Origin of the sequence: Rhodococcus sp. M8 (assembly GCF_015654185.1) — a bacterium.
In the GTDB taxonomy this organism is placed as follows: Bacteria; Actinomycetota; Actinomycetes; order Mycobacteriales; family Mycobacteriaceae; genus Rhodococcus; species Rhodococcus aetherivorans.
Genome location: NZ_CP064065.1, coordinates 692,655 through 715,229 on the forward strand (window position 1 = coordinate 692,655; position 22,575 = coordinate 715,229).

Consider the following 22,575-nt stretch of genomic DNA (forward strand, 5'->3'; position numbering starts at 1 on the left):
TGGCCCTGCCCACGGCGCCCGAAACCTGGCAGGCTCGGGCCGGAAGGATCCCCGACCCCAGGAGACGACGATGACCGCACGGCGCCGCCCGAAGTTCCGCGACCTGTCCCCGTGGCAGCAGACGCTCGTTCTCACGCTCGCCTGCGTGCAGCTCTCGCTCGCGGCGACGGCATGGATCGATCTGGCGCGGCGCCCGGCGGACAAGGTCGCGGGCAGCAAGGCGAAGTGGGCTGCGATGATCGCCGTGAACTGGATCGGTCCGATCGCGTACTTCCGCCGCGGCCGGATCGGCTGAGCGGCTCCGGCGCCGCAACGGCGAAGGCCCCGAACCTGATCGGTTCGGGGCCTTCGCCGTCTGTCTCGACTCGGAGTGTCCGAGGGGGGACTTGAACCCCCACGTCCGTTAATAGGACACTAGCACCTCAAGCTAGCGCGTCTGCCATTCCGCCACTCGGACATGCTGATGCTCCCCGCTCCCGCGGGTGCCGTTTCAGCGTAACCCACCCGGGCGCGCGGTCCCAATCCGCTGGTCAGCGGCCCGCGTCCGGCCGCCCCCGGCGTCCGGGGGGAACGCTCCGGCGGTGCGCGCCGCCGGGCCCGACGGACGGCCGCGCGGCGCCGCAACGGCGAAGGCCCCGAACCTGATCGGTTCGGGGCCTTCGCCGTCTGTCTCAACTCAGAGTGTCCGAGGGGGGACTTGAACCCCCACGTCCGTTAATAGGACACTAGCACCTCAAGCTAGCGCGTCTGCCATTCCGCCACTCGGACCTGCTCCGCTCCCACTTCCGCGGGCGCTGTGAAAGAGTAACCCACCGCGTCGCGGCGCCCAAATCGCCCCGCCCACCTGCGTGTTTGCCGAGATCGATGGTAGACAGGGGACCGTGTCCACAACATCGAATCCCGCCCAGCCGGCCGGCGGATCCCGCGCCGAGGCCGAAGTCGTCGACCTGGTGTCGCAGCTGATCCGCTTCGACACCTCCAACACCGGAGACCTCGCCACCACCCGCGGCGAACGGGACTGCGCGATGTGGGTGGCGGCGCGGCTCGAGGAGGTCGGCTACACCACCGAATACGTCGAATCCGGGGCTCCCGGCCGGGGCAACGTGTTCGCCCGCCTGCCGGGTGCCGACCCGTCCCGGGGCGCACTGCTGCTGCACGGGCACCTCGACGTGGTCCCCGCCGAACCGGCCGACTGGAGCGTGCACCCCTTCTCCGGCGCCGTCGAGAACGGCTACGTCTGGGGTCGCGGCGCGGTCGACATGAAGGACATGGTCGGGATGATGCTGGCCGTCGCCCGCCGATTCAAGGCCGAGAACATCGTGCCGCCGCGCGACCTGGTCTTCGCGTTCCTCGCCGACGAGGAGGCCGGCGGCACCTACGGCAGCCACTGGCTCGTGCGGCACCGCCCCGACCTGTTCGACGGCATCACCGAGGCCGTCGGCGAGGTCGGCGGATTCTCCCTGACCGTGCCGCGCCGGGACGGCGGGGAGCGCCGCCTCTACCTCGTCGAGACCGCCGAGAAGGGCCTCGGCTGGATGCGGCTGACCGCCAAGGGCCGCGCCGGCCACGGCTCGTTCCTGCACGAGGACAACGCCGTCACCGCCCTCGCCCGGGCCGTCGCCCGGCTCGGCACCCACACCTTCCCGCTCGTGCTGACCGACTCCGTCGCCGAGTTCCTCGCCGCCGTCGCCGAGGAGACCGAACTCGACTTCGATCCAGCCTCGCCCGACCTCGACGGCACCCTCGCCAAACTCGGGTCCATCGCCCGCATCGTCGGCGCCACCCTGCGCGACACCGCCAACCCCACCATGCTCGACGCCGGGTACAAGGCGAACGTCATTCCCCAGACGGCGCAGGCCGTCGTCGACTGCCGCATCCTGCCGGGCCGGCGCGCCGAGTTCGAACGCACCGTCGACGAACTGATCGGCCCGGACGTCACCCGCGAGTGGATCACCGACCTCGACTCGTACGAGACCACCTTCGACGGCGACCTCGTCGAGGCGATGAACGCGGCGATCCTCGCCCACGATCCCCTCGGCCGGACCGTGCCCTACATGCTCTCCGGCGGCACCGACGCGAAGGCCTTCGCCAAGCTCGGCATCCGCTGCTTCGGGTTCGCCCCGCTGCAGTTGCCCCCGGAGCTGGATTTCGCCGCGCTGTTCCACGGGGTGGACGAGCGTGTCCCGGTCGACGCGCTGCGTTTCGGCACCCGCGTCATGGAACACTTCCTGCTGCACGCCTGAGCACACCAGCACCCAGAGAAAGGACCGGTATGGCCCACGACCCGTACGCGCCGCTGCCCGACCTGCCCACGTTCGAGCTCACCAGCGAGGACATCACCGACGGTCGGCCGCTGAAGCCGGCACAGGCCAGCGGGATCTTCGGGGTTCCCGGCGGGCAGGACATCTCCCCGCAGCTGTCGTGGTCGGGCTTTCCCCCCGAGACCAAGAGCTTCGTCGTCACCGTGTTCGACCCCGACGCGCCGACCGCGTCCGGGTTCTGGCACTGGGCGGTGGCGAACATCCCGGCCTCGGTGACATCGCTGCCCGCCGGCGCCGGCGACGACACCGGCTCCGGCCTGCCCGAGGGCGCGGTCACCCTGAAGAACGACGGCGGCCTGCACCGCTTCCTCGGCGCGGCCCCGCCGGCCGGGCACGGCCCGCACCGCTACATCGTGGCCGTGCACGCCCTCGACGTGGACAAGCTCGACGGGGTGGGCACCGGCTCGACGCCCGCGTTCCTCGGCTTCAACGTGTTCTCGCACGCGATCGCGCGCGCGACGCTGCACGGCACGTTCGAGCAGTAGACCGCGTTCCGCGGATCGCCTCCGCACCGGAATCGGACAGGCACACCCGTCCGGACGGGTGTGCCTGTCCGGACGGGCGTGTCCCGGCCCGCCGAGCCGGGCTCGGCGGATCAGACGCGGGCGTCCGCGCCGACCGCCTCGGCGACCGAACCGAAGCCCGCGGCCCGCACCTTGCGGGCGAGGCCCTTGTGGATGCGGCGCGCCCAGAACGGGCCGCCGTAGATGAAACCGGTGTAGCCCTGCACCAGCGACGCGCCGGCGAGGATCCGCTCCCACGCCTGCTCGGCGGTCTCGACGCCGCCGACCGAGATCAGCACCAGCCGGTCACCGACCCGCGCGTGCAGCCGGCGCAGCACCTCGAGCGAGCGCTCCGCGACCGGCGGACCGGACAGGCCGCCGGCGCCGATCTCCGCGATCCGGGCCGGGTCGGTGCGCAGCCCGTCCCGCCGGATGGTGGTGTTGGTGGCGACGATGCCCGCCAGCCCGAGCTCGACGGCGAGGTCGGCCACCGCGTCGATGTCGGCGTCGGACAGGTCGGGGGCGATCTTCACCAGGACCGGCACGTGCACGGTGTCCAGCACCGCCGCGAGCAGCGGCCGCAGCGACTCGACCGCCTGCAGGTCCCGCAGCCCGGGCGTGTTGGGGGAGGAGACGTTGACGACGAGGAAGTCGGCGAGCGGGCCGAGCAGCCGCGCGCTGGCGGTGTAGTCGTCGGCGGCGTCCCCGGGCGCGACGATCTTGGTCTTGCCGATGTTCGCGCCGACGGGGACCGTGTGCACGCGGGTGCGCAGGCGGTTCGCGGCCTCCCCGGCCCCGTGGTTGTTGAAGCCCATCCGGTTGATCAGCGCCCGGTCCGCGGGCAGGCGGAACAGCCGGGGCGCCGGGTTGCCGGGCTGCGCCTGGGCGGTGACGGTGCCGATCTCGGCGAACCCGAAGCCGAGGGGGCCCCAGGCGTTCACCCCGGCGGCGTCCTTGTCGAAGCCGGCCGCAAGACCGAGCGGGGCCGGGAACGTCACCCCGAACACCGTGTTGCGCAGCACCGGATCGTCGACGACGAGGACCTTCGCGATCAGCGCCCGCAGCGGCGGGACCCGGGTCGCGAGCCGCATCGCCGTGAACGCGATGTGGTGGATCCGCTCCGGCGGCAGCAGGAACAGCAGTCGAAGGAACAAGCGATACACGTAACACTCCCTGCAGGCCCGGGCGGTGCCCGGGGTCGGCGTCAACGAACGGTGGGTTCGGGAACGTGGTGGCCGGTCTTGCGGCGGCGCAGCAGCACCCGGCGGCTGCCGTCGGGATACAGCCGCACCCGCGTCAGCTCCCAGCCGTGGAACTCGGCCTGGATGGCGAGCCGCAGCGACGCGCTGACCCGGGACACGTCGCGCGGCAGCCGCAGCGGCACGTACTCGTACTCGTCGTTGCTGGTGTCCCAGCCCACCGGCAGCCGGGTCCACCGGCCGCCCACCTCGCGTGCCCCTGCCATCACACACCCCCGATCGGGATCCGCTGCAGTCCGTCCCCGGTCGCGGACCCGATCACCAGGACCGCGTCGGTGGCGTCGACCGCCACCGAGTTCGGTTGCCGCACCGTCGCGTACCGGCCCCGCTCCTGCGGAATCCCGGTCGACAGATCGTAGCCGATGACCTCGTTGCTGCCGGTCGAGGTGACCCACACGAGATCGTTCGCGGTGTCGTAGGCGACGCCGTACGGGGCGTTCGGCACCGGGTAACGCTGGCGCAGCACCAGCGGGTCGAGGGTGTACACGTGCAGTTCCCCGCCGCGGGTGTCGGTCACCAGCACCCGGCCGAACGGATCGGTGGTCAGCTGCGTGGCGCCCTCCCCGGCGCGCAACGCCAGCCCCAGATCACCGTCGGCGACGTCGACCTCGGTCAGCGAGGTCTGGCGACGGTCCAGGGCGGCGAGCGACGTGCCCACGGCGGCGAGCGCGTCGACCGAGGCCAGGCCGGGGACGGTCTGCGTCGCACCCGACGCCGGGTCGACGACGTGGGTGACACCGTCGGCGGTGCCCACGGCGAGGCGGCCGTCCGCCAGCACGGCCGCGGCGCGGGCGTCGCCGTCGACCGGCACCTCGGCGACGGTGCCCGCCCGCACATCCACCCGCGCGACGACTCCGGGACCGGGGGCCAGGACCTCGCCGTCGGCCCCGGGAACCACGGTCACGGCCGCGGCCGGCAGCGCGACCTCGCGGGGCGTCGCGGCCGGATCGGCGGCCCCGAGCAGCAGTAGCCGCGACCCGTCGTCGGTGAGCGCGGCGACCGTACTCGTGCCAGGATCGACGGTGAGGGCGTCGACGGCACGGCCCAGCGCCTGCACCGTTCCCGCCGGCGGGACGGCCGGCGCCGGAGCCACGGCCGGCGTGGCCGCGTCGATGGTGGGCAGGTTGTCGCCGCTGTTCGAGGAGGAACACCCGGTGACCAGCGCCAACGCGAACCCCACCGCCGCGGCGGCGCCACGTGCTGCCGGTCTGCCCATCGTCTCGCTCCTCGTACTCGTCCACGGTCGGTCCGGGGCGGCACCGTCGCCGGCCCCGCACCCGACCCCCAGTGTTCCTGATCGCCGCGGCGCCGCCGCAGGCGCCTCGCCCGCCCTCCACCCCGCGAGGAGACCGATGTGACCTGGCCCACCGGCTCGGCCGACGTGCCCGCCGACGGCTTCGCCGTCGAATACGTCAGCCCGGGCGTCCACGCGCACGGGTTCGGTCGCACCGACGAGGGACAGCCGTTCTCGTTCCGGGTGCGCCGCAAGACGCTGCGGGTGGAGGTGTACCGGCCCGCGGGCCGTGTCGCCGTCCCCACCGCGGCGGACGTGATCGCCCGGGCCCGGGCGTCGGTCGCGGAGATCGACCTCGCCGACGAACGCAGCGTAGTGGCGGCGGTGCGAGACACCGTCGCGCGCGCCCGGCCGTGCCGGTCACCGACGCTGCTCGACCGCGTGCTCGGGCTGCTGCCGGGCCGCTGACCCCGCCGCACCCGCCTCGCGGTGCCGCGGCGGCCGGTGCGGCAGCACCAGCGGTGCGCCGGTCTCGGGATGGGCGTGGACCCGCACCGGGTAGTCGTACACGCGGGTGAGCAGCTCGCCGGTCAGCACCTGCGCGGGCGGGCCGTCGGCGGCGACGCGGCCCCGTTCGAGCACGCAGATCCGGTCGGCGTACGCCGCGGCCAGGTCCAGGTCGTGCAGCACCACCACGACGGCGGTGCCCGCGTCGGCGCGGGCCCGCACCACCTGCATCACCGTCTCCTGATGGCCCAGATCGAGCGCGGCGGTGGGCTCGTCGAGCAGCAGCGTCTCGGTGTCCTGGGCCAGTACCCGCGCCAGCGCCACCCGGGCCCGTTCGCCGCCGGAGAGCGCGGGGAACGGCCGGTGCGCCAGGTGCGTGACGTCGGCCTCGGTCAGCGCGGCTGCCACCAGGGCGTCGTCGTCCCGGCTGCGCCCGGTGCGCGCCCACGCCGCGCGGCCCATCCGCACCACCTCCAGTGCGGTGAACGCGAAGCCGACGGCGTGCTGCTGCGGCAGCACCGCCCGTCGACGTGCCAGGGCGGCGGCCGAGAACTCCGCCAGCGGGCGGTCGCCGACCGCCACGCGGCCCGCGGCGACGGGATGGTCGCCGGCGAGCGCGGCCAGCAGGGTGGACTTGCCGGCGCCGTTGGGGCCGACGAGCGCGAGCACCTCCCCGACCCGCACCTCGAGGTCGACGCCGTCGAGGACGACGCGGTCCCCGCGGCGGACCCGCACCCCGGCGGCGCGCAGCGTCACCGCGCCGCGGCCGGCACGGGCCGGCACGTGCCGGTCCGGCCACGGCAGGCGCGGGCTCACGCCCAGCCTCCCTGGCGCGCCCGGGTGCGGCGCAGCATCCAGAAGAACACCGGGCCACCGACCAGCGAGGTCAGCATGCCCAGCGGCAGGTCCGCGTTCTCCACCAGGGTGCGGGCGCCGAGGTCCGCGGCCAGCAGCACCACCGCGCCGCACAGCGCGGCGGCGGGGATCAGCACGCGGTGCGCGGGCCCGAGCGCGATCCGCATCAGGTGCGGCACCACGAGGCCGACGAACAGGATGATGCCGGTGAACGCGACCCCGGAGCACACCAGCACGGCGACGATCACGATGGCGGCCTGCCGCACCCGTTCGACGTCGACACCGAGATGCCGCGCGACGTGCTCGCCGAGGGCGAGCAGGTCCAGCTTCGGGGCGAGCACGACGGCCGCCGCGATCCCGCCCAGCGCCAGCGGCGCGACCACCGCCACGACGTCCCACGTGGCCCCGCCCAGGCTGCCGAGCTGCCAGAAGACGATCTGGTCGCGGGCGGCGGGGGTGGCGACGAAGGTGAACAGGGCGATCAGGCCGCCGGCGAACGCGTTGACCGCCACGCCGGTGAGGATGACCGTCACCACCTCGGTGCGGCCCTCGGAACGCGAGAGCACGTACACCAGGCTCGTGGTCAGCAGACCGGTGGCGAACGCGGCGCCGGCCAGGGCCCATCCGGCGGTGAACGCGCCGCCGAGCACGATCGCGGCGCACGCGCCGACGGCGGCGCCCGCGGACACGCCGATCACGCCGGGCTCGGCCAGCGGGTTGGCGAACACCCCCTGCAACAGGGCCCCCGCGCAGCCCAGCGACGCGCCGACCAGGACGGCCAGCACCACCCGCGGGAACCGCACCTCCCACAGCGTGACCTCCCCGGCCGGGTGGGCGGGCAGCGGCCCCAGGTCGAGCCCGGCGCGGTGCAGCACGCTGCCGATCACCTCGGCCGGCGACGTAGGCACCTGCCCGAGGCACGCCGAGAGCACCGCCAGCACCAGCAGCGCGACCGTCAGGCCCGCGACCACCGCGGCGGTCCGGCCGCGGTGCGCGGCGGGCAGCCGGGCGGGCGCGGCGGTGTCGACGGCGCTCATGCCGGCGCGGCGGGGTAGAGCGCAGCGGCGAGCGCGGCGAGCACCCGCCCGGTGTCCGGGCCGAAGCTCAGCAGCACCGAGTCGGCCATGTCGACGACGTTGCCGTCGCGGCCGGCGGGGGTCTGCGCGACGCCGGGCAGCTGGGCGAGCCCCGCGGGTCCGCCGACGGAGGCGAGGCTCTCGGTCATGATCAAGATCACATCGGGGGCGGACGCGATCATCGCCTCGCTGGTGATCGGGGTGAACTCGGAGGTCAAGCCGGCGACGGTGCCTGCGTCGCGGCCACCGAGGGCCTCGACGAGCGCGTCGGCGCCCGACCCGGGACCGCCGAGCATCTTGATCGCCGACCCGCGCAGGTACAGGAACGCCACGGTCGGGCGGTCGCCGTCGTCCGGCACGGCCGCGCGGGCCGCGGCGATCTCGTCGTCGGTGCGCTGGGCCAGGGCCTCACCCGCCGCGGGCACGCCGAGGGCCCGGGCCACGAAACGGATCTGCTCGCCGACCGTCGCGAGAGTGCGGCGCGGGTCGACGAACACCACCGGCACGCCCGCGGCCCGAAGCTGCTCCTGCACCGCCAGCGGGCCGACCGACGTGTCGGTCAGCACCACCGTCGGGGCCAGGGCCAGGATCGCCTCGGCCGAGAGCCCGTGCCCACCGGGGGTGACATTGGGCACCTGCTCGACGGCGGGGAAACCCGCCGTCGACCGCCCCACCAGCCGGTCCCCGAGACCGAGGGCGAACACGGTCTGCGCGAGGGTGCCCGACCGGTCGGCGGTGACGATGCGGGCGACGTCGGTGACGGTGACCTCGGCGCCGTCGACGCTGCGGACCGTCACCGGCAGCGCCGGGGCGGGAGCCTCGGTGATCGGCCGCGGGTTCGGGTCGTCCACCACCGCGGTGCGCGCCCCGGTCCCGGCACCCCCGGTCGGGGCGGCCGAACAGCCGGCGACGAGCGCGACGAGCGCGAGCGCCGCGGCGAGGAACGCGAAGAGGCCGCGCCGCGTCATGGCAGGGGAGGGGTCGTGCGGTACCGATCGAGGTCGGCAGCCAGGTCGGCGAACAGGTCGCCGTTGAGCCCGAACACGAGGTTCGCCTCGTCGATCACCGTGCGCTGCTGCACCTCGTCGAGCGGCGCCGCGTCCAGCTTCGCCCGGTAGGCGTCCTTGAACGGTTTGGGCTTGGGAATGTCGTCGAAGATGTAGAACCGCAGCCCGTCCCGGTCGAACCCGTAGGCCCGCTCGAGCATGCGCCGGATGATCTGGCCGCCGGACAGGTCCCCCAGATACCGCAGGTAGTGGTGGGCCAGGAACACCTCCGGCCGCGCCGCGGCCACCCGCTCGAGCCGCGCGACGTACCGCTCGGCCGCGGGCAGCGGCGCGAGCGTCTCCCGCCACCGCGGGCCGAGCAGGAACGTCAGATCCGCCTCGAGCGCCGGGGTGCGCAGCAACGCGTCGTCCAGGAAGGGCCCGGCGATCGGGTCGCCGGCGTGGCCCCGGCCCACCCGCTCGAGCGCCTCGTAGACGAACCACGACTGGGCGAGCAGCGCCGCGTAGCCCTCCCGGGTGAGCCGGCCGGCCAGCAGTTCGGTGACGAACTGCGCGTTCTCGGTGTCGCTGTGCGCCTGCGCCGTCTCGCGCCGGAGCCGTTCCGCGAACCCCGTGACCTCGATCGCGGTCATCGACCGGTTCCTCCTCGTGCCCGACGTCCACCGTCGGCGCACCCATGCCGACCTAGAAGACAGGCTAACCTGACCCGGCGGCGGATCCGGGGGGCGACGTGTCCGAGGTCACGCACTGACGTCGTCGAGCGCGGCCGCGATCGCGGCCGGCAACTCCAGCTCCTCGGCCACCAGCACCCCGGTCAGCTGCGCCAGATCCCGCGCGCCGACCACCGTGGACGCCACCGCCGGCCGGTCCCGCACCCACGCCAGCGCCACCGCCAGCGGCGACGTCCCGAGCCCGTCCGCGGCCGTCGCCACCGCCTCGACCACCCGCGCCGCCGGCTCGGTCAGATAGCTGCGCACCTCCTCGGTGTGCACGTCGTCGGCGCCGCGCGAGTCCGCCGGGATGCCGTCGCGGTACTTGCCGGTCAACACCCCGCCCGCCAGCGGCACCGCCGCGAACACCCCCACCCCGTGGTGCAGCGCCGCCGGGATCAGCTCCTCCTCGACCCCGCGCGCGAGCAGCGAGTACTCCACCTGCGTCGCCACCAGCGGCGCGTGGCGCGTCGCCACCGCCGCGGCCGTCGCCAGCTGCCAGCCCAGGTACCCACGCACCCCCACGTACCGGGCCCGGCCGCTGGTCACCGCGAACTCCAGCGCCGCCGCGACCTCGTCGACCGGCGTCCGCGGATCCCACGTCGCCACCTGCCACAGGTCCAGGTGGTCGGTGCCCAGCTCCCGCAACGTGCGGTCCAGCTGCGTGAGCAGGCCCGCACGGGAACAGTCCACCCGGCCCGCCCCGACCTTCGAGGTATCGATGCCCGAGCTGCCGGACACCACCAGCTGATCCCGCGGCACCACGTCGTCGAGCAGCTCCGCCAGGATCCGCTGTGCCACCCCGTCGCCGTAGGCGGGGGACGTGTCGACCAGGGTGCCGCCGGCGTCGACGAACGCCGACAGCTGCGCCGCCGCCTCGTCCCCGTCCGTGCCGCGTCCCCAGCTCAGGGTGCCCAGACCGAGCCGCGAGACCCGCAGCCCGCTCGCACCCACCGTTCTGTGTTCCATATCCGCCCGCGCCTCGTGACCATCCGACCGACGGGGCCGATCCGCCGCAGCCGCGACCGCCGCCCCTGACCCAGCACCCTAGTGCCGCGAGGCCGCGAAAACCGTTCCGCCGCGCCGCGTACCCTCGCCCAGGTGAAAATCGACCCCACCCCCGGCGACCGTCCCCACGATCACCCGGAGGTCGCCGCGTGATCGGCGAATCCATGACCTGGCTCCAGACCCTCGTCCTCGGCCTCGTGCAGGGTCTGACCGAGTTCCTCCCGATCTCGTCCTCCGGCCACCTGCGGATCGTCTCGGAGATCTTCTTCGGCACCGACGCCGGCGCGTCCTTCACCGCCGTCACCCAGCTCGGCACCGAGGCGGCCGTCCTGGTCTTCTTCGGCAAGGACATCGTCCGCATCGTCGCCGCGTGGTTCCGTGGCCTCGCCCACCGCGAACACCGCAGCGACCTCGACTACCGCATGGGCTGGTACGTGATCGTCGGCACCATCCCCGTCGGCGTCCTCGGATTCCTGTTCAAGGACCAGATCCGCACCGGCGCCCGCAACCTGTGGCTCATCGCCACCATGCTCATCGTGTTCGCCCTCGTCATCGCCGCCGCCGAACGCTACGGCCGCAAGACCCGCAAGCTCGACGAACTCACTCTCCGCGACGGCATCCTCATGGGCAGCGCGCAGGCGCTGGCCCTGATCCCCGGGGTGTCCCGCTCCGGCGGCACCATCAGCGCCGGCCTGTTCCTCGGTCTGACCCGCGAGGCCGCCGCCCGGTACTCGTTCCTGCTCGCCATCCCCGCCGTCGTCGCCTCCGGCCTGTTCAGCCTCCCGGACGCGTTCGAACCCGCCGGGGAGGGCCTCAACGCCTCCGGCGCCCAGCTGTTCGTCGCCACCGCCGTCGCATTCGCCGTCGGCTACGCCTCGATCGCCTGGTTGCTCAGGTTCGTCGTCAACCACTCGATGTACTGGTTCGTCGGCTACCGCATCGCCCTCGGCGCCGTCGTCCTGGCCCTGCTCGCCACCGGCACCATCTCGGCCACCTGAGGTCGCGACCCACGCCGGGCCCGCTCGCCGGGCGCCCGGCCCATTAGGCTGGCTTCATGACGGTCATCCTGCTGCGGCACGGGCGCTCGACGGCGAACACCTCCCGGGTCCTCGCCGGCCGCACCCCCGGCGTCGAACTCGACGAGATGGGCCACATCCAGGCCAAGGGCCTCGTCGACCGGCTCGCCGGCCTCACCATCGCCGAGATCGTGCACTCGCCGCTGCTGCGCTGCCGCCAGACGGTGACCCCCCTCGCCGCCGACCGCGGCCTGACCCCCCTCGTCGACGACCGCCTCGTCGAGGTGGACTACGGGCGGTGGACCGGCCGCGAACTCGGTGACCTGCTGAAGGAACCGCTGTGGAAGGTGGTCCAGCAGCACGCCTCCGCCGCGGTGTTCCCCGACGGCGAAGGCCTCGCACAGGTCCAGGCCCGCGCCGTCACCGCCGTCCGCGAACACGACGGCCGCCTCGCCGCCGCCCACGGCGGCGACGTCGTCTGGATCGCCTGCACCCACGGCGACGTCATCAAGGCCGTCCTCGCCGACGCGCTCGGCACGCACCTCGACGGCTATCAGCGCATCGTCGCCGAGCCCGCCTCCCTCAGCGTCGTCCGCTACACCGAGACCCGCCCGTTCGTGCTGCGCGTCAACGACACCGGCTCGGACCTGTCCGGGCTCGCGCCGCCGGCGCAACCGGCGCCCGTGCCGGGCGGGGAGGTCGGTCCCCGCGGCGGATAATGGGAGAGCGACACCGGATGGATTCGACAACGAGGAGGTGCGATGGCCCGCGCGATACATGTCTTCCGGACCCCGGACCGGTTCGTCGCCGGCACCGTCGGTGAACCCGGCGACCGGGTGTTCTATCTGCAGGCCGTGCACGCCTCCCGGGTGGTGAGCGTGATGCTCGAGAAGCAGCAGGTGCAGATCCTCGCCGACCGCATGGGCCTGCTGCTCGAGGAGGTGCACCGCCGCTTCGGCACGGACCTGCCCGAGGACGCGGACGTCGACATCAGTCCGCTCGTCACCCCCATCGACGCGGAGTTCCGCGTCGGGACCATGGGCCTGGGCTGGGACGCCGACAGCGGCAACGTCGTCGTCGAGCTGCTCGCCGTCACCGAGACCGAAGTCGACGAGTCCGTCGTCCTCGACGACGCCGAGGAGGGCCCGGACGCGGTCCGCGTCTTCCTCACCCCCCAGCAGGCCCGCGAATTCGCCGCCCGGTCCGAACTCGTCGTCGCCGCCGGCCGCACCCCGTGCCCGCTGTGCGGCGAACCGGTCGGCGGCGGCCACATCTGCGTACGCACCAACGGGTACCTGCGCACCGAGGGCTTCGATCCCGCCGCCTGGCTCGGCGAGGAGACCTGAGCCGGTGGGCAGCCCCGACGTCCGCACCGTGCTCACCGACGGCGAACTCACCGTGATCGGCCGCGTCGTGCACGCCAGCAACGCCACCCTGGTGTGCGACGCCACCCTCGACGCGACCACCGTGCGCTGCGTGTACAAGCCCGTCCGCGGCGAACGGCCCCTGTGGGACTTCCCCGACGGCACCCTCGCCGGCCGGGAGGTGGCCTCCTACCTCGTCTCCGAGGCCCTCGGCTGGGGCGTCATCCCCACCACCGTGCTGCGCGAGGGACCCTTCGGGACCGGCATGGTGCAGCGGTGGATCGACACCCCCGACCCCGCCGACCCGCCCGGCCGCCTCGACCTGGTCGACCTGTGCCCGATCGACGCCGTCCCGCCCGGCTGGCTGCCCGTCCTGCGCGCCCGCGACCTCGACGGCACCGACGTGGTCCTCGTCCACGCCGACGACCCGCGACTGCAGCGCATGGCCGTGCTCGACGTGATCCTCAACAACGCCGACCGCAAGGGCGGGCACGCCCTCGAGGGCGTCGACGGCGGCGTGTACGGCGTCGACCACGGCATCTGCCTGCACCGGGAGAACAAGCTGCGCACCGTGCTGTGGGGCTGGGCCGGCAGCCAGGTCGACCCGTCGCTGCTCGTCGACCTGGACAAACTCGCCCGCGAACTCGACGGCGAACTCGGGCAGCGGCTGGGCACCCACATCACCGCCGGCGAGGTCGCCGCCCTGCGGGGCCGCGTCGGCGCCCTGCTCCGCCGCCCCGTCATGCCCCGCCCGGTCGGAGAGCGGCGCATCCCCTGGCCGGCGTTCTGAGGACCCGGCCTCCGTCCGGAGCCGCCCGCGCCCTCTACTAGGCTCGTGCGCATGCTGTCATGGTCCGACATCGCGCTCCCGTCCGTCCCCGGCCAGGGCCCCCCGCTGCGGCTCTACGACACCGCGGACCGCGCGGTCCGTCCTGTCACCCCGGGTCACACGGCCACGATGTACGTCTGCGGCATCACCCCCTACGACGCCACCCACCTCGGTCACGCCGCCACCTACCTCGCCTTCGACCTGGTCCACCGCGTGTGGCGCGACGCCGGCCACGACGTGCACTACGTCCAGAACGTCACCGACGTCGACGACCCGCTGTTCGAACGGGCCGCCCGCGACGGCGAAGACTGGATCGTCCTCGGCATGCGCGAGACCGCCCTGTTCCGCGAGGACATGGAGGCGCTGCGCGTCCTGCCGCCCCGCGACTACATCGGCGCCGTCGAATCCGTCGGCGAGGTCGTCGAACTGGTCGAGAAACTCGTCGCCTCCGGCGCCGCGTACATCGTCGACGACGCCGAATACCCCGACGTGTACTTCCGCGCCGACGCCACCGAGCAGTTCGGCTACGAATCCGGCTACGACCGCGCCACCATGGAGCACTTCTTCGCCGAACGCGGCGGCGACCCCGACCGGCCCGGCAAGCGCGACCCGCTCGACGCCCTGCTCTGGCGCGCGCAGCGGCCCGGCGAACCGGCCTGGCCGTCCCCGTTCGGCGACGGCCGCCCCGGCTGGCACATCGAATGCGCCGCCATCGCCCTCAACCGCATCGGCAGCGGCTTCGACGTCCAGGGCGGCGGCAGCGACCTGATCTTCCCCCACCACGAATTCTCCGCTGCCCACGCCGAGGCAGTCACCGGCGAGCGCCGCTTTGCCCGGCACTACGTGCACACCGGGATGATCGGCCTCGACGGCGAGAAGATGTCCAAGTCCCGCGGCAACCTCGTGTTCGTCTCCAAGCTCCGCGGCCAGGGCGTCGACCCCGCCGCCCTCCGCCTGGGCCTGCTCGCCGGGCACTACCGCACCGACCGGGCCTGGACCGACCAGGTCCTCGCCGACGCCCAGGCCCGCCTCGCCCTGTGGCGCGACGCCGCGGCCCTGGGCTCGGCCCAGTCCGCCGACGACACCATCGCGCGGCTGCGTCAGCACCTCGCCGACGACCTCGACACCCCCAAGGCCCTCGACACCCTCGACGCCTGGGCCCGCTTCGCCGTCGACCGCGGCGGCGACGACACCTCCGCGCCCGTCGCGTTCGCGAACGCCGTCGACGCTCTGCTCGGCATCCCGCTGCGATAGAGCGCATTTCGAGTGTGCACATCTCGTCGCGACACGCCGAGGCGTAACGACGAGATGTGCACACTCGACTCTCTCGACATGGGTGACGGATGAGATCGAGAGGTGCGGGAACAGGTGCAAAGTGACCGTTGGGGCGAGATCAGCCCCTCGCAGTTCGAGCATGAAAAGCTCGGCCTCGACTTCGTCAAGGATTTGCTGCCGGACGCCCCGCGGTTCCGTGCCTGGTCGAACTTCGAGTTCCGCGACAACCGCGGTCGCTGGCACGAGGTGGATCTGCTCGTCCTGTCCCGCGACACCCTCTACCTGATCGAACTCAAGTACTACAGCGGCACGCTGCGCGGCAACGACCACGTGTGGAGCCGCGGCGGCTACCGGTCCGAGGACTCGCCGCTACTGCTCACCCGCAAGAAGGCCCAATACTTCTCGTCGCTGCTCAAGGACGCCGAATCCCGCGCAGCTCGGGTAGGGGAGCGCCCCGCACGCCTACGCGAACTCGAGCGCCCCCTCCACCGGCGCCGGCACCCGCCGCGTGCCCGGCGACCCCAGCGCCGCCGCCAGATCCGACCCGTCGTGCTCGGCGAGCAACCCGCCCTCCGACCACACCAGCAGCGTCGCCCCGACCGTGTGCTCGGCCACCGAATGCGCCAGATCGTAGTGCGCACACGCCGGCACCCCGGCATACGTGATCCACAGGTCGTAGCCCGTCATGAACAGATCCAGGTCGAACTGCACGCTCAACCCGAGCAGCTCCGCCCGGCCGTTGTCGTCCACCCCGGCGAACGCCTCGTCCAGCGCCAGCAGCCGCGGCGCCTGCGGATCCGCCGAATCCAGCATCACATGCGCCGCCGCGAACAACGGCAGATGCAGCGACACCGACTGCTCACCCCCCGACAACGCCGAATGCCGCGCCACCGTCAGCCGATCCTCCGCGCCGTCCGCCCCGATCAACCCGAACGCGAACACCCGCCACCGCCGGTAATCCAGCGTCGCCGCCAGGATCTCCGGATACGACCGCTCCGGATGCGCCGCCCGCTCCGCCCGGATCCGCGCCGCGAAATGCGCCCGGACGCTCGCCAGCTCCACCGGCCCCAGCGCCGAGACCTCCCGGTCCAGCAGCCGGCACACCGCCCGCGCCTGATCGTCGAGATGATCGGCCAGCACCCACCGCACCCCCACCGTCGTACCCGACGACATGCGCCGCTGCCGCATCTCCGCCCCCATCCGGGCAATGAGATCCCGCGCGTCCTGGGTGCGCTCGTGGATCTGCTGCGCCAGCCCCGCCAGCAGCGCATCCTCGAGGATGCGCCGCTCCGCGTCGGTCAGCAGCAGCTCCTGATCCCGCCGCGCCGCCGAGATCCGCACCGCGAACTCCGCCACCGACGAAAACCCCTGCTCGTCCTGCACCCGCACCACCGTCAACCCGTCCGGCGCGTCCCACTGCAGCCGATAGTCCTGACCGGCCGCCGCGAGCTGCCCGTCGAACTCCTGTAACGCCGACGTCAACGCCGACCGGGCCGCCTTGCGGGCACCGTCCTCGCCCTTGATCGGCGCCGTCGCCGCCGCCAGCGCCGCGTACAGCGCCCCCACCTCCGCGGGCACCGCAGGCACGTCCCCGCCCGCCCGGGCGAGCCGGTCCACCACCTGCTCCGGCGCCGGCCACGCCGCCGCCGACGGCCACCGCAGCTCCCCCGAGATTCCCAGCAGCGACAGCACATCCGGCCGCGCATACGGCGCCAGCTGTGCGGCGTCGGCCCGCGTCTCGGTCAGCGCCGACCGCAGCGCCTGCTCCGCCGCGACGTGCGCCGCCTCCGCCTTCCCGAGCCGCTCGACCGCGTCGTCGTGCGCGCGGCGCGCGGCGCGCTGCTCCACCCGCGCCGCCTCGATCCGCTCGCGCGCCTGCGCGAGCTGCGCGTCGATCTGCTGCGCGTCGGCACCCAACGCCTCGCGCAGCGTCCCCAGCCGCTGCTGTTGCTGCCCCAGCGACTCCTCGGCCGTCACCGCCCGTTCGGCGGACTCCTCCGCCGCGAGCCGGGCGTCGTCGCGCCGCACCTGCGCCTCTCGCGCCCGCTCGGCCGCGGCGACGTGCTCACGCCGGGCCCGCAGCACCGCCTGGCCCTGCGACTCGAAGAACCGGATCGCCGCCGTCAGATGCTCGAGCTCGCGGGCCGTGTGCGGCGCCCGGTGCCGGGCCGCGACCGAGCGCACCCGCTGCTCCTTCACGGCGCACTCGGCGATCACCTGATCGAGGTCCCGGTCCGCCGCGGCCGCCGCCTCCCCGGCAGTGCGCAGCGCACCCGCGCACTCGCTGACCTTCCGCAGCGCCGCCAGCACCGCGCCGGTGCGCGGCACCGCCGCCGCGGCCCGCTCCAGCTGCGCGAGCCGTCCGTCGAGCTCCGCCCGCTCTGCCTCCGCGTCCGCCATCCGGTTCTGCGCCGCGGTGATCTCCGCGTCGAGCTCGGTCACCCGCAGGCGACGGCGACGGGCCCGCGCGGTGGCCCCGATGTACTCGACCTCCGCCTTCGTATGTCTGCCCAGCTGCACCCCCTGGCGGTAGCCGCCCCGCTCGTCGACGGCCGGGCCGGTCTCGTCCGTCACCGCATCCCGCACCGCGACGGACGCCAGCACCGCCCGCACCCGCTCGGCCGGCACCCCGGTGTCCGGCTCCACCACCAGCACGTCGGCCAACGTCCGGCCGGTGGGGCGCTGCGCCGGCGGCACCGGCATCAGCGCGACCGCCCCCGCGGGCACGTCCCCCGCACCGCCGCACACCCAGCCCGTCAGCAGGTTCGCCGCCTCCAGCGCGGCCTCGAGTCCCGCGGCCGCCTCCGCGCTCACGTCGTCCGCGAACCGCACCAGCCGCCACAGCGGCGCTCCCGACGGGTCCGACGACCCGGTCGGCCGCATCGGGAACGACGGGGGAGCGTCGTCGCGCTCGGCCTCGACCAGGTCCCGTTCGGCCCGCAACACCGCGATCCGCTCCCGCGCGTGCGTGATCTCCGCCTCCAGGCCGCGGCCGCGGAACCGCAACTCCTCGACCACCGGGGCCGTGCGCTCGGCCAGCGCCGCCGCCGGCGTCGCCGCCTCGTCGTCGCCGGCCGCCGCGATCGCCGCGGTCAGCGCCTCGACCAGCTCCTCCGGCAGGCCGAGCACCGACCACGTGTCCCGGTGACCGACCCACCACTCCCGCAACAGGTTCGACGCCTCCGCGCGGGCCAGCTCCACCACCGCGTCCGCCGTGGCCACCGCCGCCCGGGCCGACTCGAGCTGCGCCCGGCCCCGCTCGGCGGTCGTCTCGGCCCGCACCCGCGCCGCCGCCGCGCCCTCCGCGGCCGCCACCGCCGCCCGCACCGCCCGCACATCCGCGGCCCGCTCCTCCGCACACGCCGCCACCGTCGCCGCGATCTGCTCGCCCGGCGCGTCCTCGGCCGGCGGCGCCCACTCCACACCCGCATCCCGCGCCGCCGCGGCGAGTGCGTCCTCGGCGCGGCCCACCGCGGCCGCTGCGTCCGTCGCCGCGGCCGCGGCCCGCCGCGCCTCCTCGTCGCGCTGCGCCAGCTCCGCCCTCGCGCGCTGCGCCTGCTCCGCCTGCCCGGCCGTGGTGCGCTCGAGGTCCGCCACCACCTGCGCCAGATCGTCGAGCTGCTGCTTGCCCTCGTACGCGCTCGACCGCTGCAGCGCCTCGAGAGTCGCCCGGGCCTGCTCGAGGTCCCGCTCCGCGAGCTCGAGTCGCTCGTGGGCCTGCGCCCGCTCCACGCCGGCCCGGTCGAACGTCGTCACCGACGCCGTCCACTCCGCACTCCCGCCCTCGACCGCCGCCAACCGCGCCCCGAGCCGGTCGACGTCGGCGCGGGCCTGCTGACCCAGGTAGGTCGCATACACCGCGACGAACCGCTGCGCCGCCTGGTCCGCCGCCGCCAGCGACTCCAGCGCGCGCGAGACCTCCTCCATGTCGGCGAACGACCGCGCCGCCTCGAGCACCAGCTGCTCGTCCAGCGGCCGCAACCCGTCGGTCAGCGCCTGCGACAACCCCTTCGGGTCCAGGTTCTTGGCCAGCTGCGGCCGGCGCAGCGTCAGGATCAGGTTGATCAGCTGGTCGTACCGCTCGATCCCGAGCCCGAACAACCGCGCATCGATCGCCGCCCGGTAGTCCACCGGCCGGTCCGTGACCGCGTCGGCCCCGACCTCCTCGATCAGCTGCCGCCGCGTCAGCGGGCGATCGGCGGCATCCAGCAGCGAGAAGTCCACACCGACCCGGCCGTCGACGACGAAATACCACCGCGTGACCTTGTCGTTGCCGCGCGCCGCCCGCATCCCGACCCCCACGGTCACCGCCTCCGGATCGTCCCGGCGGCCGCGGCAGAACTCCATCCACACGTACGAATACGCGCTGTCCTGCCCCTGGTACAGCAGGTTGGACCGCATCGTGCGCTCCTCGCCGGCGAACGGGTTCAGTCGCCGCGGCTCGATACGCCCGTCGAACACGAACGGGAACAGCACCTCGAGCGCCTTGGTCTTGCCCGACCCGTTGGGCCCGCGCAGCACCAGCCGGCCGTCCGCGAACGAGAACTCCTGGTCCCGGTAGTCCCACAGATTGATGATCCCGGCACGTGTCGGCCGGAAACGGGCACTGCTCACGACATCTCCGCTTCGTTCGAATCCTCACCGGCCGGCGCGAGGCGCGGGTCGCGTTCGCGCACCGTCACCACCACTCCCCGGAACCGGGCCAGCGCCGGCAACGCCAGCACGCCGCCCGGCACCCGTGCCACCAACCGTTGCCGCTGCAACAACGTCACCGCCGCCTCCAGCAGGCCCGCCGGGTCGGCCTGCCACTGCGCGGCGAAGGTACGGCCGAACTCGTCGACCAGCTTCGCCGCCGTCTCCGCCAGCCAGCTGTCCTCGACCAGCGGATGCGTCGGCGCCGGCCGCTGCGCCGGTGTCGTGTCCGCCGGCCCGGCGCCGGCATCACCGGCCAGCGACGCGAACACCCCGGCCGCCGGAATCGCCGCGTCCAGTCCCGCCTCGAGTTCCGCCTCCGCATCCGCCGGCCTCGGCAACCGCACCGGCACCGACTCCGGATCCGACACCCGCGCACAGATCTCCCCGGCCAGCAACAACGCCACCTGCGGAACCGTTCCCACCCCCGGGAACCGCAGATCCGACATCCGCCCCGACGAATCGACCAGCGCGACGCCCTCCGCGCGCCGCTCGGCCACCAGCCCCGTCAGCAGCTCGATCCCCGCGGTCGTCCGTGGCAGCGCCAGCTGCAGCCGCGCGTCGTCGTCGAGTTCCTCGGCATACACCACCGGTCGCTGCACCAGCGCCCGCCGTACCCGCCGTGCCACCTCGGCGGTGTCCACGATCCGGTCCCCGTCGCGGCCGTCACCGGCGGCGAGCAGGCCCCGCACCGAGCGCAGGTGCTGTAGCGCGCGCGGCGGCCGGAACAGCGCCGCCACCACGGGCCGGTCGATGTCGTAGAGCGCCTCACCCCGGTCCGGATCCGACACCCAGCCGCCGGCGTCGCCGTCCGCCAGCGTGATCGCCCCCCGCGCGGCGAGCCACGCCACCGCGTCGACGAACGCGTCCCGGTCGGTCGCACGCTCGGTGGCCAGCTCCACCCCGGGCACCTGGCCGGCCTCGGACGCGACCTGCTCGGCCAGTTCCGACAGCGTGATCTGCCCGCCGGCGCGTCCCAGCGCCGCCAGCGCCAGCGCCAGGTAGGCGTACCGGCGACGGTCGAAGGGCCGGTCGGTGACCGTGCGCGCGCTGCCCCCGGGATCGAGCCGGTCCGCGACGGTGAACAACCGCGCGGTCGTCTCGGTCACCTCCAGCCGGTATCCGAACAACTCGAGCAGGTCCTCCCGCAGCTCCGTCGCCCACCGGCGCAGCAGCGGCAGCGCGGCCCGGTCCGGGTACTGCGCGGTCACCAGATGGTGCGACAGGATCAGGCGCGCCGCCCGCTGGTACGAATCCCGGTCGAGCGGCGAGATCCGCCGGGCCCTCACTGCACGCTCACCCGCAGCCCGTCCAGATGCAGCCGGCCCCGCGCCGTGCGTACCACCGTGCCCTCCGCGGCCGGGCTCAACGTCAGCCGCACCCCGTTCTGCGTGCCCGTCGCCCCCGGCACGGTGCCGCTGACCGGAACCCGCGCCGACAGCGCCGCGTCGAGCAGGCTCAACAGCACCTCGGTCTCCGGCTCGGACAACTCCCGCTCGTCCACGCCGCCCGCCGCCAGGGATCGCGCCGCCTCGGCCCGCGCCCGCTGCGCCGCCAGCTGCCGCTCCCGCAACCGCCGGATCCCGGATTCGTTGCGCTGTACCCGCGCCGGCGCCCCCGCCGACGGGGTGCGCCCGGTCTCGGCTAGCGTCCGGGCGATCGGCACGGGTGCCGCTTCCCACCACGACGTCGTCACCGGGATCGTCTCCGGGTCGGGATGCACGGCGGAGAAGTGACGCGGGCGGCCCAGGTCGAACACCGCTCCGAACAGCGCGTGCGCCGACTCCTCGCTCGGCGCGGCCGCGAACCAGCCGGCCAGGTGCCGCAGCTGCGACTCGCGGCTCACCCCGCCGCGCCGGGTCTCCGTCACCCGGCGCAGCAGCGCCAGCACCGCCGCGATCGCGCTCATCGTGCCCTCCCGCAACCGCTCCGACTCGCTCGGTACGTCCCCGGCGCCGACGAACCACCGCTCGAGGCCGCGCCATCGGGCTCGCCAGTCCGCCTGCCGTTCGGGTGCGGGCAGCAGCACCCGCTCGTCGTGCGCGGCGGCGAACCCCAGCATGCGGTCGATCCCCGTCTCCTGCACCCGTGCCAGCGCGGCCGCCAGCTTCGGTGCGTAGCGGGCCAGGTCCGTGCTGAACTCGCGCATGTGCGCCAGCACCGCATCCTTGTGCGCCAGGAACGACTCGGGCGTGACCTCGGTGGTGCGCACCAGGTCGCCGAGCATCAGATAGAACCCCGCGGCCCGCTCGGCCATGTCCGACAACGTCGTGTCCAGCCGCGACAGCTTGCGATAGATGAGCTCTCCGTCCCCGGCCGCGTTCGCGGCCGCCAGCTCGGTCAGGTCGGCCAGCAGATCCGCCAGCGCGAGACGCGACAGCGACGCGTCCTCGCCGCGCGCCCGCAGCACATCCTCCACGGCCCGGAAGGCGTGATAACCGGCCCGGCCGAACTGATACACGTAGTGCCGGTTGCGGTACTCGGCCAGCGACGCCGCCCGGGTGCCGTCGTAGCTGCGCTCGAGCACACCCCAGGCGTGCAGCTGCTCGAGCAGCGGTGCGACGTCCTGGGCCGACAGCGCCGCCGCCGGATCCGCCGAGCCGGTCCGCTCGAGGATCGCCGCGACCTCGGCGGCGTGCAGCAGCACCACGTAGTTGGCGCGGGCGAGGTCGAAAGCACGCAGCACCCAGAGGTATTCGGCCCGCTTCTCGGCCGTCGCGAACGAGAACAACCGGAGCCGGTCGTGCTGCACCCCGGCCCCCGGATCGGTGGGCCCGGCGGGCGGCTGCGTTTCGTTCACCGTGACAGGGTAGGCGGGGGCGGCCCTCGTGCCGCGCAACCCCCGGTGCCGTGCGCGCCACACCCGGGCGGAGGTGCAGCCCGTGCCCCTCATTGGCGTCCGGCCGTCGCCGGGGTCGG

The 22,575-nt window shown here is 74.1% G+C and carries 20 protein-coding genes, 2 tRNA genes and 1 pseudogene; 10 read left to right on the forward strand and 13 right to left on the reverse strand.

Annotated elements, in window-relative coordinates:
- Positions 1–70: 70 nt before the first annotated feature.
- Positions 71–295: a PLDc N-terminal domain-containing protein gene (locus ISO16_RS03200; RefSeq protein ID WP_006939339.1), complete on the forward strand. Its 225-nt coding sequence runs from the start codon at positions 71–73 to the stop codon at positions 293–295.
- 76 nt (positions 296–371) lie between these two features.
- Here the strand turns inward: ISO16_RS03200 and ISO16_RS03205 are convergent.
- Positions 372–457: transfer RNA gene (locus ISO16_RS03205), tRNA-Leu, on the reverse strand.
- Positions 458–682: 225 nt separating this feature from the next.
- Positions 683–768, reverse strand: a tRNA-Leu gene (locus tag ISO16_RS03210).
- A gap of 113 nt (positions 769–881) precedes the next feature.
- Here ISO16_RS03210 and ISO16_RS03215 point away from each other — a divergent pair.
- Entirely contained in the window at positions 882–2,243 is a 1,362-nt protein-coding gene (locus tag ISO16_RS03215) for a M20/M25/M40 family metallo-hydrolase (protein ID WP_072635253.1), read from the forward strand.
- A 29-nt stretch (positions 2,244–2,272) separates the two neighbouring features.
- Positions 2,273–2,806, forward strand: coding sequence for a YbhB/YbcL family Raf kinase inhibitor-like protein (locus ISO16_RS03220; protein ID WP_006939343.1), 534 nt, complete (start codon positions 2,273–2,275; stop codon positions 2,804–2,806).
- 110 nt (positions 2,807–2,916) lie between these two features.
- Here ISO16_RS03220 and ISO16_RS03225 read toward each other — a convergent pair whose 3' ends face one another.
- The 3 genes from ISO16_RS03225 to ISO16_RS03235 are packed head-to-tail and all read right to left on the reverse strand — an operon-like array spanning position 2,917 to position 5,299.
- The gene (locus ISO16_RS03225) at positions 2,917–3,987 is read right to left on the reverse strand and encodes a quinone-dependent dihydroorotate dehydrogenase (RefSeq protein WP_072635254.1); all 1,071 of its coding nucleotides are present in this window, start codon (positions 3,985–3,987) and stop codon (positions 2,917–2,919) included.
- Positions 3,988–4,028: 41 nt separating this feature from the next.
- The gene (locus ISO16_RS03230; protein WP_006939347.1) at positions 4,029–4,289 is read right to left on the reverse strand and encodes a DUF5703 family protein; all 261 of its coding nucleotides are present in this window, start codon (positions 4,287–4,289) and stop codon (positions 4,029–4,031) included.
- Positions 4,289–5,299, reverse strand: coding sequence for a lipoprotein (locus ISO16_RS03235; RefSeq protein WP_043798797.1), 1,011 nt, complete (start codon positions 5,297–5,299; stop codon positions 4,289–4,291). Before ISO16_RS03235 ends, ISO16_RS03230 begins: the two co-directional genes overlap by 1 nt.
- A gap of 138 nt (positions 5,300–5,437) precedes the next feature.
- On the opposite strand from ISO16_RS03235, the gene ISO16_RS03240 reads away from it, so the two are divergent.
- Positions 5,438–5,785: a hypothetical protein gene (locus tag ISO16_RS03240; RefSeq protein ID WP_006939351.1), complete on the forward strand. Its 348-nt coding sequence runs from the start codon at positions 5,438–5,440 to the stop codon at positions 5,783–5,785.
- Here ISO16_RS03240 and ISO16_RS03245 read toward each other — a convergent pair.
- From ISO16_RS03245 to ISO16_RS03265, 5 genes are all read right to left on the reverse strand, one after another.
- A complete protein-coding gene (locus ISO16_RS03245) occupies positions 5,738–6,640 on the reverse strand; it encodes a heme ABC transporter ATP-binding protein (protein WP_072635255.1) in 903 nt (300 codons plus the stop codon). The genes ISO16_RS03240 and ISO16_RS03245 overlap by 48 nt on opposite strands.
- A complete protein-coding gene (locus ISO16_RS03250) occupies positions 6,637–7,716 on the reverse strand; it encodes a FecCD family ABC transporter permease (RefSeq protein WP_006939355.1) in 1,080 nt (359 codons plus the stop codon). Before ISO16_RS03250 ends, ISO16_RS03245 begins: the two co-directional genes overlap by 4 nt.
- Entirely contained in the window at positions 7,713–8,723 is a 1,011-nt protein-coding gene (locus tag ISO16_RS03255) for a heme/hemin ABC transporter substrate-binding protein (protein WP_006939356.1), read from the reverse strand. The genes ISO16_RS03250 and ISO16_RS03255 overlap by 4 nt, the downstream gene beginning before the upstream one ends.
- Entirely contained in the window at positions 8,720–9,394 is a 675-nt protein-coding gene (locus ISO16_RS03260) for a biliverdin-producing heme oxygenase (protein ID WP_072635256.1), read from the reverse strand. The genes ISO16_RS03255 and ISO16_RS03260 overlap by 4 nt, the downstream gene beginning before the upstream one ends.
- Before the next feature lie 108 nt (positions 9,395–9,502).
- On the reverse strand, positions 9,503–10,441 hold the full coding sequence (locus ISO16_RS03265; protein WP_029543698.1) for an aldo/keto reductase: 939 nt from the start codon (positions 10,439–10,441) through the stop codon (positions 9,503–9,505).
- Between the two features lie 191 nt (positions 10,442–10,632).
- On the opposite strand from ISO16_RS03265, the gene ISO16_RS03270 reads away from it, so the two are divergent.
- The 6 genes and pseudogenes from ISO16_RS03270 to ISO16_RS03295 all read left to right on the forward strand — a co-directional run.
- A complete protein-coding gene (locus ISO16_RS03270; RefSeq protein WP_170914091.1) occupies positions 10,633–11,478 on the forward strand; it encodes an undecaprenyl-diphosphate phosphatase in 846 nt (281 codons plus the stop codon).
- A 56-nt stretch (positions 11,479–11,534) separates the two neighbouring features.
- A complete protein-coding gene (locus ISO16_RS03275) occupies positions 11,535–12,215 on the forward strand; it encodes a histidine phosphatase family protein (protein WP_072635257.1) in 681 nt (226 codons plus the stop codon).
- 42 nt (positions 12,216–12,257) lie between these two features.
- Positions 12,258–12,842, forward strand: a complete 585-nt coding sequence (locus tag ISO16_RS03280; RefSeq protein ID WP_006939363.1) for a DUF3090 domain-containing protein — start codon at positions 12,258–12,260, stop codon at positions 12,840–12,842.
- Between the two features lie 4 nt (positions 12,843–12,846).
- Positions 12,847–13,650 carry an SCO1664 family protein gene (locus ISO16_RS03285; protein WP_072635258.1) on the forward strand — a complete coding sequence of 268 codons (804 nt, stop codon included), beginning with the start codon at positions 12,847–12,849 and terminating at the stop codon, positions 13,648–13,650.
- A gap of 51 nt (positions 13,651–13,701) precedes the next feature.
- Positions 13,702–14,943, forward strand: coding sequence for a cysteine--1-D-myo-inosityl 2-amino-2-deoxy-alpha-D-glucopyranoside ligase (gene mshC, locus ISO16_RS03290; RefSeq protein WP_072635259.1), 1,242 nt, complete (start codon positions 13,702–13,704; stop codon positions 14,941–14,943).
- A 114-nt stretch (positions 14,944–15,057) separates the two neighbouring features.
- Positions 15,058–15,369 (forward strand): annotated as a pseudogene (locus tag ISO16_RS03295) (NERD domain-containing protein); the annotation flags it as partial.
- 57 nt (positions 15,370–15,426) lie between these two features.
- Here ISO16_RS03295 and ISO16_RS03300 read toward each other — a convergent pair.
- Genes ISO16_RS03300 through ISO16_RS03310 form a run of 3 tightly spaced genes read right to left on the reverse strand, consistent with a single transcriptional unit; the run spans position 15,427 to position 22,408 of the window.
- Entirely contained in the window at positions 15,427–19,578 is a 4,152-nt protein-coding gene (locus ISO16_RS03300; protein ID WP_072635260.1) for a TIGR02680 family protein, read from the reverse strand.
- Positions 19,575–20,945, reverse strand: coding sequence for a DUF2398 family protein (locus tag ISO16_RS03305; protein ID WP_072635261.1), 1,371 nt, complete (start codon positions 20,943–20,945; stop codon positions 19,575–19,577). The genes ISO16_RS03300 and ISO16_RS03305 overlap by 4 nt, the downstream gene beginning before the upstream one ends.
- Complete coding sequence (locus tag ISO16_RS03310) at positions 20,942–22,408, reverse strand: TIGR02677 family protein (RefSeq protein WP_006939368.1); 1,467 nt, start codon at positions 22,406–22,408, stop codon at positions 20,942–20,944. The genes ISO16_RS03305 and ISO16_RS03310 overlap by 4 nt, the downstream gene beginning before the upstream one ends.
- Positions 22,409–22,575: the final 167 nt, after the last annotated feature.

Bases quoted from the DNA above. Each gene is read 5' to 3' on its own strand.
- ISO16_RS03200 (WP_006939339.1), top strand. From the start codon at position 71: ATGACCGCACGGCGCCGCCCGAAGTTCCGCGACCTGTCCCCGTGGCAG.
- ISO16_RS03220 (WP_006939343.1), top strand. From the start codon at position 2,273: ATGGCCCACGACCCGTACGCGCCGCTGCCCGACCTGCCCACGTTCGAG.
- ISO16_RS03230 (WP_006939347.1), bottom strand. From the start codon at position 4,289: ATGGCAGGGGCACGCGAGGTGGGCGGCCGGTGGACCCGGCTGCCGGTG.
- ISO16_RS03235 (WP_043798797.1), bottom strand. From the start codon at position 5,299: ATGGGCAGACCGGCAGCACGTGGCGCCGCCGCGGCGGTGGGGTTCGCG.
- ISO16_RS03250 (WP_006939355.1), bottom strand. From the start codon at position 7,716: ATGAGCGCCGTCGACACCGCCGCGCCCGCCCGGCTGCCCGCCGCGCAC.
- ISO16_RS03255 (WP_006939356.1), bottom strand. From the start codon at position 8,723: ATGACGCGGCGCGGCCTCTTCGCGTTCCTCGCCGCGGCGCTCGCGCTC.
- ISO16_RS03260 (WP_072635256.1), bottom strand. From the start codon at position 9,394: ATGACCGCGATCGAGGTCACGGGGTTCGCGGAACGGCTCCGGCGCGAG.
- ISO16_RS03265 (WP_029543698.1), bottom strand. From the start codon at position 10,441: ATGGAACACAGAACGGTGGGTGCGAGCGGGCTGCGGGTCTCGCGGCTC.
- ISO16_RS03275 (WP_072635257.1), top strand. From the start codon at position 11,535: ATGACGGTCATCCTGCTGCGGCACGGGCGCTCGACGGCGAACACCTCC.
- ISO16_RS03280 (WP_006939363.1), top strand. From the start codon at position 12,258: ATGGCCCGCGCGATACATGTCTTCCGGACCCCGGACCGGTTCGTCGCC.
- mshC (WP_072635259.1), top strand. From the start codon at position 13,702: ATGCTGTCATGGTCCGACATCGCGCTCCCGTCCGTCCCCGGCCAGGGC.